This window comes from Aureimonas sp. N4 (assembly GCF_001463925.1).
GTDB classification, from domain to species: Bacteria; Pseudomonadota; Alphaproteobacteria; order Rhizobiales; family Rhizobiaceae; genus Aureimonas; species Aureimonas ureilytica_A.
In genome coordinates this window covers 1-14,477 of record NZ_BBWS01000022.1, presented here as the reverse complement: position 1 = coordinate 14,477, position 14,477 = coordinate 1, and the positions used below count along the sequence as shown (strand labels likewise).

At 65.1% G+C, this 14,477-nt stretch carries 14 protein-coding genes; 6 read left to right on the top strand and 8 right to left on the bottom strand.

Features of this window, described 5'->3' with window-relative positions; genetic code table 11:
* Nucleotides 1-8: 8 nt before the first annotated feature.
* The 4 genes from AUL28_RS06970 to AUL28_RS06955 form a co-directional block, all read right to left on the bottom strand.
* Nucleotides 9-1,307: a cytochrome b gene (locus AUL28_RS06970; RefSeq protein WP_062219299.1), complete on the bottom strand. Its 1,299-nt coding sequence runs from the start codon at nt 1,305-1,307 to the stop codon at nt 9-11.
* 17 nt (nt 1,308-1,324) lie between these two features.
* On the bottom strand, nt 1,325-1,888 hold the full coding sequence (gene petA / locus AUL28_RS06965; RefSeq protein ID WP_062231206.1) for a ubiquinol-cytochrome c reductase iron-sulfur subunit: 564 nt from the start codon (nt 1,886-1,888) through the stop codon (nt 1,325-1,327).
* 196 nt (nt 1,889-2,084) lie between these two features.
* Nucleotides 2,085-3,968, bottom strand: coding sequence for an ABC transporter ATP-binding protein (locus AUL28_RS06960; RefSeq protein ID WP_062231204.1), 1,884 nt, complete (start codon nt 3,966-3,968; stop codon nt 2,085-2,087).
* The gene (locus tag AUL28_RS06955; RefSeq protein ID WP_062231298.1) at nt 3,965-5,863 is read right to left on the bottom strand and encodes an ABC transporter ATP-binding protein; all 1,899 of its coding nucleotides are present in this window, start codon (nt 5,861-5,863) and stop codon (nt 3,965-3,967) included. Before AUL28_RS06955 ends, AUL28_RS06960 begins: the two co-directional genes overlap by 4 nt.
* A 155-nt stretch (nt 5,864-6,018) precedes the next feature.
* On the opposite strand from AUL28_RS06955, the gene AUL28_RS06950 reads away from it, so the two are divergent.
* The gene (locus tag AUL28_RS06950; protein ID WP_062231202.1) at nt 6,019-6,477 is read left to right on the top strand and encodes a tRNA (cytidine(34)-2'-O)-methyltransferase; all 459 of its coding nucleotides are present in this window, start codon (nt 6,019-6,021) and stop codon (nt 6,475-6,477) included.
* A 3-nt stretch (nt 6,478-6,480) separates the two neighbouring features.
* Here the strand turns inward: AUL28_RS06950 and AUL28_RS06945 are convergent, their stop codons facing one another.
* Complete coding sequence (locus tag AUL28_RS06945; RefSeq protein ID WP_058602302.1) at nt 6,481-6,738, bottom strand: hypothetical protein; 258 nt, start codon at nt 6,736-6,738, stop codon at nt 6,481-6,483.
* A gap of 221 nt (nt 6,739-6,959) precedes the next feature.
* Between AUL28_RS06945 and hemF the strand changes: the two genes are divergently transcribed.
* A complete protein-coding gene (gene hemF, locus AUL28_RS06940; RefSeq protein ID WP_062219304.1) occupies nt 6,960-7,868 on the top strand; it encodes an oxygen-dependent coproporphyrinogen oxidase in 909 nt (302 codons plus the stop codon).
* A gap of 314 nt (nt 7,869-8,182) precedes the next feature.
* Entirely contained in the window at nt 8,183-8,359 is a 177-nt protein-coding gene (locus AUL28_RS22025; protein WP_082640309.1) for a DUF1059 domain-containing protein, read from the top strand.
* A 53-nt stretch (nt 8,360-8,412) separates the two neighbouring features.
* Here AUL28_RS22025 and AUL28_RS06935 read toward each other — a convergent pair whose 3' ends face one another.
* Genes AUL28_RS06935 through AUL28_RS06925 form a run of 3 tightly spaced genes read right to left on the bottom strand, consistent with a single transcriptional unit; the run spans nt 8,413 to nt 10,848 of the window.
* Nucleotides 8,413-9,663, bottom strand: coding sequence for a CCA tRNA nucleotidyltransferase (locus AUL28_RS06935; protein WP_062231200.1), 1,251 nt, complete (start codon nt 9,661-9,663; stop codon nt 8,413-8,415).
* Complete coding sequence (locus tag AUL28_RS06930) at nt 9,660-10,292, bottom strand: CoA pyrophosphatase (protein WP_062231198.1); 633 nt, start codon at nt 10,290-10,292, stop codon at nt 9,660-9,662. Before AUL28_RS06930 ends, AUL28_RS06935 begins: the two co-directional genes overlap by 4 nt.
* The gene (locus AUL28_RS06925; RefSeq protein WP_062231297.1) at nt 10,285-10,848 is read right to left on the bottom strand and encodes a DUF1285 domain-containing protein; all 564 of its coding nucleotides are present in this window, start codon (nt 10,846-10,848) and stop codon (nt 10,285-10,287) included. The genes AUL28_RS06930 and AUL28_RS06925 overlap by 8 nt, the downstream gene beginning before the upstream one ends.
* 200 nt (nt 10,849-11,048) lie before the next feature.
* On the opposite strand from AUL28_RS06925, the gene AUL28_RS06920 reads away from it, so the two are divergent.
* From AUL28_RS06920 to AUL28_RS06910, 3 genes are all read left to right on the top strand, one after another.
* Nucleotides 11,049-12,059: an AAA family ATPase gene (locus tag AUL28_RS06920; RefSeq protein WP_058601829.1), complete on the top strand. Its 1,011-nt coding sequence runs from the start codon at nt 11,049-11,051 to the stop codon at nt 12,057-12,059.
* A gap of 4 nt (nt 12,060-12,063) precedes the next feature.
* Nucleotides 12,064-12,978, top strand: a complete 915-nt coding sequence (locus tag AUL28_RS06915) for a DUF58 domain-containing protein (protein WP_062231196.1) — start codon at nt 12,064-12,066, stop codon at nt 12,976-12,978.
* Nucleotides 12,978-14,477: BatA domain-containing protein (locus AUL28_RS06910; protein WP_192843414.1), on the top strand; the 1,500-nt coding region annotated here is incomplete at its 3' end. The genes AUL28_RS06915 and AUL28_RS06910, both read left to right, overlap by 1 nt.

Here is a 14,477-nt window from a genome sequence, read left to right as displayed (position 1 = left end):
CCGCGCCATCAGCCTTTGGTTTCCGGTGTCGCCGTCGCGCCCGCAGGCACGGAACGGCCGCCGCCATGCTTGGCGAGAACGGCTTCGGTGATCGAGTTCGGCAGCTTGTGCGGCTTCTCGATCAGCCCGAGAACCGGGAGAACGATCAGGAAGTGCGAGAAATAGTAGATCGTGCCGATCAGCGCGAGCGTCGGATAGATGCCCTCTGCCGGACGCGACCCGAGCCAGCCCAGGATCACGGCGTTCACCGCGAAGATCCAGAAAAAGATCTTATAGATAGGCCGGTAGTTCGTCGACTTCACGCGGCTCGTGTCCAGCCAGGGCAGGAAGAGAAGGATGATGATCGAGGCGAACATCACCAGAACGCCGCCGAGCTTGGAGTCGATCGGGCCGATATTGAAGGTGATGGCGCGCAGCATCGCATAGAACGGCAGAAAGTACCATTCCGGCACGATATGGGCCGGCGTCTGCATCGGGTTGGCCGGAATGTAGTTGTCCGGATGGCCCAGATAGTTCGGCATATAGAAGACGAAGTAGCAGAACACCGCGAGGAACACGACCATCGCGAGACCGTCCTTGATGGTCGCATGAGGCGTGAAGGGCACTGTGTCCTTGGACGACTTGATTTCGACGCCGGTCGGGTTGGTCTGCCCGGTTACATGCAGCGCCCAGATATGCAGGATCACGAGGCCCGCGATCATGAAGGGCAGAAGGTAATGCAGCGCGAAGAATCGGTTCAGCGTCGCGTTATCGACCGCGAAGCCGCCCAGAAGCAGCGTTTGGATCGCGTGGCCGACGCCCGGAAAGGCCGTGAAGAAGCCGGTGATCACCGTGGCGCCCCAGAAGGACATCTGGCCCCAGGGGAGAACGTAGCCCATGAAGGCGGTCGCCATCATGAGAAGGAAGATGATGACGCCGAGAATCCAGAGGACTTCGCGCGGGGCCTTGTAGGAGCCGTAATAGAGACCACGGAAGATATGCAGATAAACGGCGATGAAGAAGAAAGACGCGCCATTGGCATGCATATAGCGCAGGAGCCAGCCCCAGTTGACGTCGCGCATGATGCTCTCGACGGACTGGAATGCGATGGCGGAATTGGCGGCGTAATGCATGGCCAGCACGACGCCGGTCAGAATCTGAAGGCCGAGGAACAGCGCCAGGATGCCGCCGAACGTATAGGCGTAGTTCAGGTTGCGCGGCACCGGGAAGGCCACGAAGGAATCATAGAGAAGCCGCGGCAGCGGGAGGCGCGCATCGAGCCAGCGCATCACGCCGCTCGACGGCACATAGGACGAATGACCGCTCATGATCGGTTCTCTCTCCCTTAGCCGATACGAATCTTGGTGGGTGTCGTGAACTGGTAAAGCGGGATAGCCATATTCTCCGGGGCCGGGCCCTTACGAATGCGGCCCGCCGTGTCGTAATGCGACCCATGGCAGGGGCAGAACCAACCGTCGAAATCGCCCGACTGCCCGTTCGGCACGCAGCCGAGATGTGTGCAGACGCCGATCATCACCAGCCACTTCTCCTGACCGATCGCCGCGCGGTTGGGATCGGTCGCCGGCGCATCGGGCGGAATATTGGCGTTGCGCGCGATCGGATCCTTCAGATCGGCGAGCGGAACGCCCTTGGCCTCATCGATCTCCTTCGTCGTGCGCTGGCGAATGAAGATCGGCTTGCCGCGCCACTTGGCGGTGATCGACTGCCCTTCGGCCACCTGCGTCACGTCCACATCCACCTGCGCCAAGGCCAGCGCGGCGGCATCGGGATTCATCTGATCGATAAACGGCCAGACCGCCGCCACCGCTCCCACGGCGCCCGCTGCCCCTGTGGCAATGAAGAGAAAATCCCGTCGAGTGGGTTCGCTGCTGCTATGGTCGACGCTCACGGGCCCCTCCCCCTCCTTGAAGACCCGAGGGTTTGAACCCTGGAGCCGAGTTTCAGAGCCGGAAAGCCCCCCATAAGCCATTCCGGCAAACTCGGGTCCGCAGACCCGTTTTGCGCCAAATTTTTATGCGGCGGTTTGGAACTTGTCCAGACTGTGACGGCAACACAAGCCACTCTGTCGCGACCCGGGAAAGCTTTTATTCCGCCGCTTCCTCGCCGAGGAACCCGCCGGACTGCCGGCGCCAGAGCGACGCATACAATCCGCCCCTGCGGATCAGCTCGGAATGCGTGCCTTCTTCCACGATTCGCCCGGCATCGATCACCACGAGGCGGTCGAGACTGGCGATGGTGGAAAGGCGATGGGCGATGGCGATCACCGTCTTTCCCTCCATCATCGCTGCGAGATTGTCCTGAATGGCGGCCTCGACCTCCGAATCCAGCGCCGAGGTCGCCTCGTCCAGAACGAGGATCGGCGCGTCCTTTAGAAACACGCGGGCGATCGCGATACGCTGGCGCTGGCCACCGGACAGCTTGACGCCGCGCTCGCCGACATAGGCGTCCATGCCGTTGCGCCCGCTGGGATCGCGCACGGTCTGGATGAAATCCAGCGCGTCGGCGCGCCGGGCCGCAGCCTCGATCTCGGCCTCGCTGGCGTCCGGGCGGCCATAGGCGATGTTGTCGCGAATCGAGCGGTGGAACAGGGACGTGTCCTGTGTGACGACGCCGATCGCCCCGCGCAGCGACGCCTGCGCAACATCGGATATCGTCTGGCCGTCCACGAGAATGCGCCCGCCCTCCACGTCATAGAGCCGCAGCAGGAGGTTGACGAGTGTGGTCTTGCCCGCCCCCGAGCGCCCGACGAGCCCGACCTTCTCGCCGGGACGGATCGAAAGGTTGAACCCCTGGATGACGCCGCCGCCCTTGCCGTAATGAAAGGTGACATCGCGAAACTCCACCGCGCCGCCCGAAGGGCGAAGGTCCGGCGCGTCGGGTTTGTCGGTCAGTTTCGGCTGGAGCGACACCGTGGCGACGGCATCCTGGATCGTGCCGTAATTGCGCACGAGGCCGTTGATGTTGAACATCATCCAGCCGCTCATCTGATTGAGCCGCAGGACAAGCCCGAGAGCGGTCGCGACATCGCCGGCGGAGGCGCCGCCGACCGTCCAGGAATGGACGACGATGGCGCCGATGGCCGTCATCATCGCGCCATTCAGAATGGCCACCGCCGTGCGCACGGCCGTTACCGCCCGCGTCATGGCGCGAACGGCTTCCACGAAGCGGCGGAACCCGTCGAGCACGAAGGCATCTTGCCGGCGCGACGTGTCGAAGAGTTTCACGGCCAGGATGTTGGTGAAACTATCGACGATGCGGCCGGACATGACCGAGCGCGCATCGGCGGTTTCGCGCCCCGCCTTGCGCAGGCGCGGCAGAAGGTGGAACACGATCCAGCCATAGCCGAGCGACCAGACCGCCAGCACCGCGCCCATCCAGACATCCATGGCGCCCAGAATCGCGACCGCGAGAATGGCGAAGGTGATGAAACTCCAGAAGGTCTGGAGCGTGGTCACGATGAAATCGCCCGTGGCCTCGCCGACCTGTTGAACCTTCTGCGAGATGCGCCCGGCGAAATCGTTCTGGAAGAAGGTGTAGGACTGGTCCATCAGCCGGCGATAGGCCTGCCAGCGAATGCGATTGTAGAGCGAGGGCGTGACGATCTGCTGTTCCAGAACGGCCGCCGCGAAGAGAATCACCGTGCGCAGGACCAGCGTCAGAAAGGCCAATCCCGCGAGCAGCGCCCAATGGTCGGCCAGAAGCGTCGCCGGTGAGGACGAGCCGAGCGCGTCCACCACCCAGCCAACGGCCGCATAGAGCAAGGCATCGACACCGCCCGTCAGGCCGCCCGTGATAAGCAACGCGATGAAGGGGCCTTTGGCCTCGCGGGCGAAATGCCAGATGAAAGCGTTGGTGCTTGAAGGGAGCGGCCGCAGCGTCCCGACGCGCCGCGCGCCCTCGCTCTTCCCGCCTTCGTCGTCATAGGGGTCGATCACGCGCTCGAAGCGCTCCAGCAAACGCTCCATCATTCGGCGGCTCGCTTGGCGCCGATGCGGCCGGGCCGGGCGTCCGTATCGTCATCGCCTGCGTCGAGGAATCCGCCGACCTGCCGGCGCCAGAGCGACGCATAGAGGCCGCCACGCTCCAGAAGCTCGGCATGGGACCCTTCCTCCACGATTTGCCCCTTGTCGAGCACGACGAGACGATCGAGCGCGGCGATGGTGGACAGGCGGTGGGCGACGGCGATGACGGTCTTGCCCTCCATCAAGCGATAGAGATTTTCCGCGATCGCCGCTTCCACTTCGGAATCCAGCGCCGAGGTCGCCTCGTCCAGAAGCAGGATCGGCGCGTCCTTCAGCATGACGCGGGCAATCGCAATGCGCTGGCGCTGCCCGCCCGACAGCTTGACGCCGCGCTCGCCAACTTCCGCGTCGAGGCCCCGCCGGCCTTCGCTGTCGGCCAGCGCCGCGATGAATTGCGACGCTTCGGCGCGATCGATGGCACGGCTGAGATCATCCGACGAGGCGTCCGGTCGGCCGTAGAGGATATTCTCGCCGATCGTGCGATGGAGAAGCGAGGTGTCCTGCGTGACGACGCCGATCTGCGACCGCAGCGAATTCTGCGTGACCTGAGAAATGTCCTGGCCGTCGATCAGGATGCGCCCGCTCTCTACGTCGTAGAAGCGTAGGAGCAAGTTCAGAAGCGTGGACTTACCCGCGCCCGAACGTCCGACCAGACCGATCTTCTCGCCGGGGCGGATGGTCAGCGAGAAGTCGCGCAGCACCGGTCCGGCCGCACGGTGCGACACGGCCGAACCATAGGAGAAGCCGACAGCCTCGAAGCGGACCTCGCCCTTCGAGACGTTCAACGGCTGAGCTTTCGGCGCATCGATCAGCGCGATCGGCTGGGTGAAGGTCGCGATGCCGTCGCGGATCGTGCCGATATTCTCGAAGAGTTCCGAGACCTCCCACATGATCCATTGGCTCATGCCGTTGAGACGCAGGACGAGGCCGATACCGACCGCGATCGCGCCGACCGTCAGGAGATTGTCGATCCAGAGCGCGATGCCGACCGCGCCGACCGAGAAAAGAAGCAGCGAGTTGAGGAAATAGAGCGTCGAAAAGAAGAGGTTGATGAGCCGCGCCTGCCCATGAACCGTGTGAAGGAACTCCTCCATCGAGCGCCGGGCGTGCACCGCCTCGCGCTCCGTATGGGCGAAAAGCTTAACCGTGCCGATATTGGAATAGGCGTCCACGACGCGGCCCGTCATCGCCGCGCGCGCGCCGGCCTGTTCCGAGGCCACGCGCATCAGGCGCGGGATGAAGTAGCGCAGCAGCAGGACATAGAAGAAGAGCCAAGCGACAAAGGGGAGCACGAGCCGCCAGTCCGCCGCCGCGATCATGAAGAGGATGCCGCTGAAATAGACCGTGACGTAGAGCATCACGCCGATCGACTTCATCACCGTTTCGCGCACGGCCAGCGCGGTCTGCATCAGCTTGGTGGAAATGCGGCCGGCGAACTCATCCTGAAAGAAGCCGAGCGACTGGTTGAGCAGCCAGTTGTGGACGCTCCAGCGAAAGCGCATCGGGAAATTGGCGAAGATCGCCTGAAACGAAATGAGCGAGGACGCGAAGGTCAAAAGCGGCAGCGCCAGAAGAACGACCGCGCCAATCAGCGCCAGCCGCCAGCCCTCGCTCTGAAGAAAGGTCTCGCGCGGCGTGGAGGACAGCCAGTCCACGATCTGCCCGAGGAAACCGAAGAGCGAGACTTCAATGGCCGAAACCAGCGCCGTGCCGATGGCATAAAGCAGCAGCAGCGGCCAGACCGGCCGGGCATAGTGCCAGATGAAGCCGAACAGGCTCGACGGCGGACTGGTCCGCTCCGAGGGAAAGGCGTCCACGAGGCGTTCGAAATAGGAAAACATGAGACCGATCCGATGCTGCCATACGCTCGCCCTCCCCTCGCGAAAGGGACGGGACAGGACGAAGAGGCTCATATAGGCAGGCTCGTCGCGCTTTCATGACAAAACTCAAGGTCGGGCTGCGATGCCACGCCGGACCATAGGACGACGGAGCCAGAATGCCCCTATCCCTTGCTCTTTATCAGCCCGACATCGCCGGCAACACCGGAACCTTGCTGCGCCTCGGCGCCTGCCTCGGGATCGATGTGGAGGTGATTGAGCCGGCCGGCTTCGATCTATCGGATCGCAACCTCAAGCGCGCGGGCATGGATTATCTCGAGATGGCGCGGCTGGTGCGGCATATGGATTTTGACGCGTTCGAGCGGGCTCGGCGCCAGGCCGGGCGACGGATGGTGCTGATGACCACGCGCGGCGCGACGGATTACCGCGACGTCGCCTTCGGCCTCGACGACGTGCTGCTCTTCGGGCGAGAAAGCGCAGGCGTGCCGGATCGGGTGCACGATCTCGCCGATATCAGAGCCGTCATTCCGATGCAGCCCGGCGCGCGCTCGCTGAACCTTGCCGTCAGCGCCGCCATGGTGGTTGGCGAAGCGATGCGGCAGCTTCGCGTCTCGTAAGCGTCAGTCCGCGGTCGGCAGGCGTCGCATGGTGAATTCCACCCGGTCCCCCGGCAGGAGACGCCAGCTTTCGACCTGCGTCCAATAGGCGGCCTTGGGAAACCGATCAAACCATTCGCGCGCCTTGCAGCGTGCTTCGTCGCGCGGCAGCGTGTAGGTTTCGCGCAGAAACGGATCGACCGCCGAGCCGCCACGCGGCGAGCGCTCGCGGCGCAACTGACGCCGGAGCCCGTCGAGCGGTGGCTTGGGATAGGTCTGCAAGGTCAAGGCCGGTCTCGATCCCAGTATATCCTTGCCTACCATATGGTGACGGCGAGCGAATTGGCGAGTCCGTTGCTGCCTTTGTGCGACAGCCCCTGTGTAAAACTCGAACGCTCTTCATGACAGGGCTTGTCCCGGCTTTTCCGCGCGGAAACTTGCTGCTAGGCCGAAACGAGATTCGCGGGGGCTGAGCCCGCTGAGGCATAGGAAAGACCAGCAGGATGGATCGTCCCGAACTGCCCCAAGGCCTTCCCGCAGGGATCGACGAAAAGAAGGACATGGCGAAAGTCTGGTTCGAGGCGCTTCGCGATCGAATCTGCCAGAGCTTCGAACAGCTCGAAGACGAGTTCGGCGAGGAAACCGGCCTTTCGGCCGGACGCTTCGAGCGCACGCCCTGGAGCCGGGACAATGATGGCGGCGGCGGTGTCATGTCGATGATGCATGGCCGCGTGTTCGAAAAGGTCGGCGTCCACACCTCGACCGTCTTCGGCGAATTGTCGGAAGATTTCTCCAAGCAGATCCCCGGCGCTTCGGGCGATCGCAGCTTCTGGGCCTCCGGCATTTCGCTGATCGCCCATATGCGCAATCCCAATGTGCCGGCCGTTCACATGAACACGCGCATGGTCGTCACCACGAGCCAGTGGTTCGGTGGCGGAGCGGACCTGACGCCGACGCTCGATCGGCGGCGCACGGCCGAAGACCCGGACACCCAGGCTTTCCACAAGGCGCTGAAATTCGTCTGCGACCGGCATTCAGATGTCGCCGATCACACTCGCTTCAAGGAATGGTGCGACGAGTATTTCTTTCTGCCCCATCGCAATGAAGCGCGCGGCGTCGGCGGTATTTTCTACGATTGGCTGCATTCGCCCGACGAAAAGGGTGGTTGGGATGCGGATTTCGCCTTCACCAAGGATGTGGGCAAGGCCTTCCTCGTGATCTATCCGCATCTCATTCGGCAGAACGTCGTCAAGCCCTATACCGAGGCCGACCGCGACGAGCAGCTAGTGCGGCGCGGGCGCTATGTCGAGTACAACCTGCTTTATGACCGCGGGACGCTGTTCGGCCTGCGGACGGGTGGCAACGTGAACTCCATTCTCTCCTCGCTGCCACCGTTGGTGAAGTGGCCCTAATCCCCTGTTTCGTGGGATTTGCTTGGAATGACAACAAACGTTTACGTCTGAACTTGTCTGATGATTGGATTTTACAGGGGCACACTTGGAGCCCTACAACAAAAAATTCTGAAAAAGCCCCGAGCTTTGGTGAGGCTGACCCTTCACAAGTCTTTTCTAAATGTTAACATACCTTATCCCACATAACCGTGGGTAGTGCGTACGGCTTTGGAGAGAGCGTGTGCATCACCCGACTCCAGAAACCGTATTGACGATCATCACGCGCGACCCTTCCGCCGGTCCCGCCTGATCATTCGCGATTAGGGAGGCTATCCATGTTCGAACTCAATTGTTCCGGTGTCATTCCAGGCTGCAGCCGCGTAATCCGGGCGGATTCGCAGGCTGAAGTCATTCGCCGCGCCGTCGAACAAGCCAAACAGCTTGGCGTGCCGCAGATCACCCCGCGCATGATGGACGCGTTCCGCGACGGCACGCACGAAACCGCGCACTGACCATCCTGTCCGACGTCATGGGGCGGGCCGCATGCGGCCCGCTTTTTCGTGTCTTACGACCGGTCGCTATCCGTCATCGCCAGCAGCGCCTCACGCTTCAAGGTGAAACCGCTTTCCGCCCAACGCCGCTTCAGCGCCTCCAGCTGGCGGCCCATGTCCGGACCGGGCGCGATGCCCTGCAGCGACAGATCGTGACCCGAGACCGGAAACTCCGGCGGCGCAAAGCGCTCAGCCTCGTGAAGCCGGGTCGAGAGACGCGCCAACGCCTGAAGCGCCGCTGCGTCGCTCCCCGCCTTGCCGCGCAGCACGGCGAGCTTCAGCCGAAGCCGGTCCACGATCGCGCCTCGGTTCCCAAAGAGAAGCCTGACGCGGAACGCGCCATCCGACTCGTCCTCCTTGGGCTCATCCGTCAGCGCCCAGGCCGTCAGCCGGTCGCGGTCCACATTCGATAGGCGGAGCCGCTTGGCGAGCGCGGCCATGCGCTCCGGGTCCGGCGGCACGATCGCCTCCAGCCGGCGCAGCGCGTCGGGGTCCCAGCCGAGCGCGCGCTCGGTCTCGCCCAACGACGGCATGGCGTCGATGCCCCATTTCTCGCTTTCCGGCAGCACGCGGGTGAGAACGCCGGTCTGGCGCATCCAGAGCAGCGCACGGCCGGGATCGGGCGCTGCGAAAAGCTTGCGGAGTTCCGCCCAGACGCGCTCGGCCGAGAGCTGGTCCAGCCCATCCTTCAGCCGTGTCGCGGCGCGAAGGCCGTCCGCGTCCGGCCGCCCCTCGCCATACCAGGCGAAGAAGCGGAAGAAGCGCAGGATGCGCAGATAATCCTCCTCGATACGCTGCGCCGCCTCGCCGATGAAGCGCAGCGTCCTCGTTTCGATATCGGCGACACCGCCGACGAGATCCACCACTTCACCGTCGGCACGCGCATAAAGCGCGTTCATCGTGAAGTCGCGTCGCTCGGCATCGGCGCGCCAGTCCTTGCCGAAGCGCACCTTGGCGTGGCGTCCATCGGTTTCGACATCCTGGCGCAGCGTCGTCACCTCGAAGGGGCGGCCGTTCATCACGGCCGTCACCGTCCCGTGCTCGATTCCGGTCGGCACCGGTTTGAAGCCGGCGGCCTCGACGCGGCGCACGGTCTCTGCCGGTTCGCTGGTGGTGGCGATGTCGATATCGGTGATCGCACGGCCCATCAGATGGTTGCGCACCGCGCCGCCAACGACCCGTGCTTCATCGCCCTCCACCGACAGACAGGCCAGGAGGCGTTGCAGGGTCTCGTCGCGAAGCCAATCGGCGTCGATGCGTGTCATGATCTGTACAGTCTTTCGTAGAGCGTGCGCAGAATGCCCGCCGTTATGCCCCAGATGAGCCGATCCCCGAAGGATATCGAATAGAAGGATCTGGTATGCCCACCCCATTCCCGGCTGTCACGCCGATGGTTGGCCTCGTTCATCAGAAAGGCGAGCGGTACCTCGAAAATATCCGCGACTTCGCTGGGCTCCGGGCGCAGGGAAAAGCCGGGACGCACAATGGCGACGATTGGGGTGATGCGAAACCCCGTCGTGGTGCGATAGCGCGGCAGACGACCGAGCGTTTCGACGAAGCGCTCTTCCAGCGCGATTTCCTCGCGCGCCTCGCGCAGCGCCGCCGCCTCGACGCTTTTGTCCTCCGGGTCCACCGATCCGCCGGGAAAGGCGATCTGGCCGGAATGTTTGCGAAGCCCGGTGGCGCGCGTGGTGAGGATCACGCTCGCCCCTTCGGGCCGATCCACGATCGGCACGAGGACGGCCGCCTCGCGCGCGGCCGCTCGCTCCACCAATTGCTCCAGATCGGGATTGAGAATGTGGTCGCCGCTGTCATGCTCCAGATCGCTCGCGCCACGCGCCAAGACACGGCGGCGCACATCCTCGGCGCTCCAGTCGGTCAGGGTCTCACGCATGGTCGCTCGCATCCGGCAAGTCGAAGAAGCTCCCGCCCGATCGGATGCCGAGCCGCCCGTCCCGCTCCTCGGCAAGGCCGGCGAGGTCATAGGCGAGCGGGCGCGTCAGCCGCGCTTCGAGACCGCCGCGCACGAGGAGATAGGGGCGAAAACCCTCCGCATCTGCGGCAAAGCGCAAGGGATGCTCCGGCCCGGCTTCCACGAGATCGCCCACATTGGTGCGAAAGCTCAGGATCGGCACGCCGTCGCGCATTCCCGCACTCATTTCCACCGCGAGAAAAGGCGCGTCCTCGACCGTGATCCCCAGCTTTTCGACCGGCGTGACGAGACAAAAGCGCCCATCGGGTTCGCGCCGCAGGATGGTCGAAAACAAGCGAACCAAAGCTTCGCGATGAATGGGTTGACCCTCGTGAATCCAATGGCCTTCGCGATCGATGCGCAAATCCATCGCGCCGCAATCGGGCGGATTCCAGAGTTCCACGGGCGGCGCGCCCTGCCCGGCCCGCTCGGCGCGAGACGCCAAGGCCTCCAGGCTGATCTCGGTTGCTTGCGACATGCTGTCCCCTGTCCTATGCCGCGACGGAACGCGGGCCATCCGGCCCATCACTTCGCTGGCACCGGTCTTATTTTGGTCGGGCTTCATCGTCACGAAATAGTTGCGCGCCCGGCGCTTGCCAACGCACCATCGCGCCACTCCTTTTCTATAAGGAGCGGCACTCAGGCCCGGGTGACGAGCGAAAAAGGACTCCCGCCATCATGACGATCCTCGCACCGGACAGCGCCGCTCTCGACCCGCAAGCCATGGTCGAGCAGGCCGAGGCGGCTCTGGCCGACATCGCGCGTGCGCGCGAAGCCGTGGGCCGCGTGATCTTCGGCCAGGAAAGCGTGGTGGAGCAGACGCTGACGGCGATCCTGGCGGGCGGCCATGCGCTGCTGGTGGGCGTGCCGGGTCTCGCCAAGACCAAGCTCGTGGAAACGCTCGGAACCGTGCTCGGGCTCGACGCGCGCCGCGTGCAGTTCACGCCCGACCTCATGCCCTCCGACATCGTCGGCACCGAAGTCATGGATCAGGACGAGACGGGCCGTCGCTCCTTCCGCTTCGTGCGCGGCCCGGTCTTCGCGCAGCTTCTGATGGCTGATGAGATCAACCGCGCCAGCCCGCGCACGCAGTCCGCCCTGCTTCAGGCCATGCAGGAATATCACGTGACCGTCGCGGGCGAGCGGCACGATCTGCCGGCGCCTTTCCATGTTCTGGCGACGCAGAACCCGCTGGAGCAGGAAGGCACCTATCCCCTGCCCGAAGCGCAGCTCGACCGGTTCCTGTGCCAGATCGACGTGCACTACCCCTCGCTCGACGCCGAGCGGCGCATTCTCATGGCGACGACGGGCGTTTCCGAAGAGCGCGCGAGCCCCGTCATGACGGCTGAGCGGCTGCGCGAAATCCAAGGCTTGGTGCGCCGGATGCCGGTGCCCGACACGGTGGTGGACGCGATCCTGTCGCTCGTGCGTTCCGCGCGCCCCGGCCATGGCTCGGCCGAGGCGGACGCGCATATCGCTTGGGGTCCCGGCCCGCGCGCCTCGCAATCTCTGATGACCTGCGTCCGCGCCCGCGCGCTTTATGAAGGGCGTCTCGCCCCTTCGATCGACGATGTGCGGGCGCTGGCCGAACCCATCCTCCAGCACCGCATGGCCTTGAACTTCGCGGCTCGTGCCGAAGGCGTCGGCGTTCGTGATGTCGTGAAGGCGCTCGTGCGCGGGCTGAACTGACACCATGGTCGCGATCGGTCAGATCACCGAGACCACGCGCGGCGGCGAAGCGCTTTTGCGCGCGCGCCAGCGCGCCGCTCTGCTGCCCGACCTTCTGGTCGAGGCGCGGCGCGTCGTCGCCACGGTGACAAGCGGGTGGCACGGACGGCGGCGGCGCGGCGCGGGGGAGAATTTCTGGCAGTTCCGCCCTTTCGTGGATGGCGAGCCCGTGTCGCGGATCGATTGGCGGCGTTCGGCGCGCGACGACAATGTCTATCTTCGCGACCGCGAATGGGAAGCGGCGCAGACCGTCTGGCTCTGGGCCGACCCTTCGCCGTCCATGCTCTACCGCTCGCAAGGCGCGATCGTGTCGAAGGAAAGCCGCGCGCTGGTTCTGGTGCTGGCGCTGGCCGAGTTGCTGTCGCGTTCGGGCGAGCGCATCGGCTTTCCCGACGTGCTCGACCCGATCTCCGCGCGCAACGCCGCCGAGCGGATCGCGGGCGCCCTCGCCACGGGCCGGCCTGCGTCCGGCTTTCCCTCCGGCGACCGGTTCAAGCGTTTCAGCGAATTGGTTCTCGTCAGCGACTTTCTCGACCCGATGGACGCGCTGATCGCGCGGATCGACCATCTGTCCCGGCGCGGCGTGCGCGGGCATCTCGTGCAGATCGCCGATCCCGCCGAAGTCGCCTTCCCCTATAGCGGGCGCACGGAGTTCCGCGATCCCGAAACCGGGGCCAAGCTCACGGCCGGGCGGGCGGAAACGCTGCGCGAGGAATACCGCACCCTGTTCGACGCCCGCCGGGCGCATCTTGCAGACCATTGCCGCCATATCGGCTGGAGCCACGTCTTTCATTTGACCGATCGCCTCGCCTCCGAGCCGCTGCTCGCCCTTCATGGCCGCCTGAGCGGCCAGTTCCAGCCTGCCGGGCAACGCGCCTGATGGGGGGACTGTCGCTGTCCTTCGGTGCGCCGCTGGTTCTGGCCGGGCTTCTAGCGCTGCCCTTGATCTGGTGGCTCCTGCGCCTGACGCCCCCACGTCCGCAGACGGAAACCTTCCCGCCGTTGCGCATTCTGGAGCGCGTCGTCAGGCGCGAGGAAACGCCCTCGAAAAGCCCATGGTGGCTGACGCTTCTGCGCTTGCTTCTCACCGCCGCCGTCATTCTGGCGCTCGCCGCCCCGATCCTGAACCCGCGTGAAAGCGCGCTGACGGGCAACGGCCCGGTGGTTGTCTTTCTCGACAATGGCTGGGCAAGCGCGCGCGATTGGACCGCGCGGCGCGGCGCGGCCGAAGCGCTGATCCGGGAAGCGGGCGAAAGCGGTCGTCCGGTTTCGCTGGTGTTGACGGCCGACGGCAATGCCAACGATCCCGCGCCGGTGGAAGCGGCGACAGCCTTGGAGCGGCTGGCAGCCGCCGAGCCGCGTTCGATCTCGGTTGATCGCGCGGCCGCTGCCAAGCGTCTGGCCGGCGTGCTTTCGGGGCAAAGCGGGATCAGTCTCGCGCTCTTGACCGATGGGCTCGATGGAGCCGGCACGGCCGAGGCGACACAAGCGCTGCGCGCGCTCGGTCCTGTTCAATCGCTCGTCTATCGCCCAGTTCTCAACGATCTCTTCGCTCTGACGGCCGCCGACAATGCCACCGAGGCGCTGAAGGTCTCGGGCGTTCGACCGACCAACCAAGCCAGCGCGCCGGCGGAGATCACGCTGCGCGCGCTGGATGCGCAGGAGCGCGAGATCGGCCGCGCCCCGCTTGCCTTCGCCGCCGGCTCGACGGCCGGCGAAGCGCGGTTCGAGGTGCCGGTGGAACTGCGCAACGACATTGCGCGGATCGAGCGCGACGGCGCGCTGGACGCGGCCTCCGTACGGCTGGTGGATGACAGTTTTCAGCGGCGCAAGGTCGGGCTCGTGTCCGGCGAAGCGGCCGATCTGGCGCAGCCCCTCCTTTCGCCGCTCTACTACATCACGCGCGCGCTGGAGCCCTATGCCGATCTAATCCGACCCGAGAGCGCCGACCTTGCGACCGCCGTTCCGGCGCTGGTGAAACAGAACCCGTCGATCATCGTGCTCGCCGATATCGGCGTCCTGCCGCAGGCAGCGCGGGAGGCGCTGACGGGGTTCGTCGACAAGGGCGGCATTCTCCTGCGCTTTGCGGGCCCTCGTCTCGCCGCCTCGACGACCGAGGACGATCTCGTTCCCGTGCGCCTGCGCGGCGGCGAACGGCAGCTCGGCGGCGCGTTGTCCTGGTCCGAACCGCAGAAGCTCGCGCCCATTCCGGCGGAAAGCCCTCTGGCGGGCATCGCCATTCCCGACGACGTGACCGTGTCACGCCAGATCCTGGCTGAGCCCTCGGCCGATCTGCCCGCGCGCACCTGGGCAAGTCTGGCCGATGGAACGCCGCTCATCACGGCCGCCCGGCGTGGCGGGGGCAGCATCGTGCTGGTC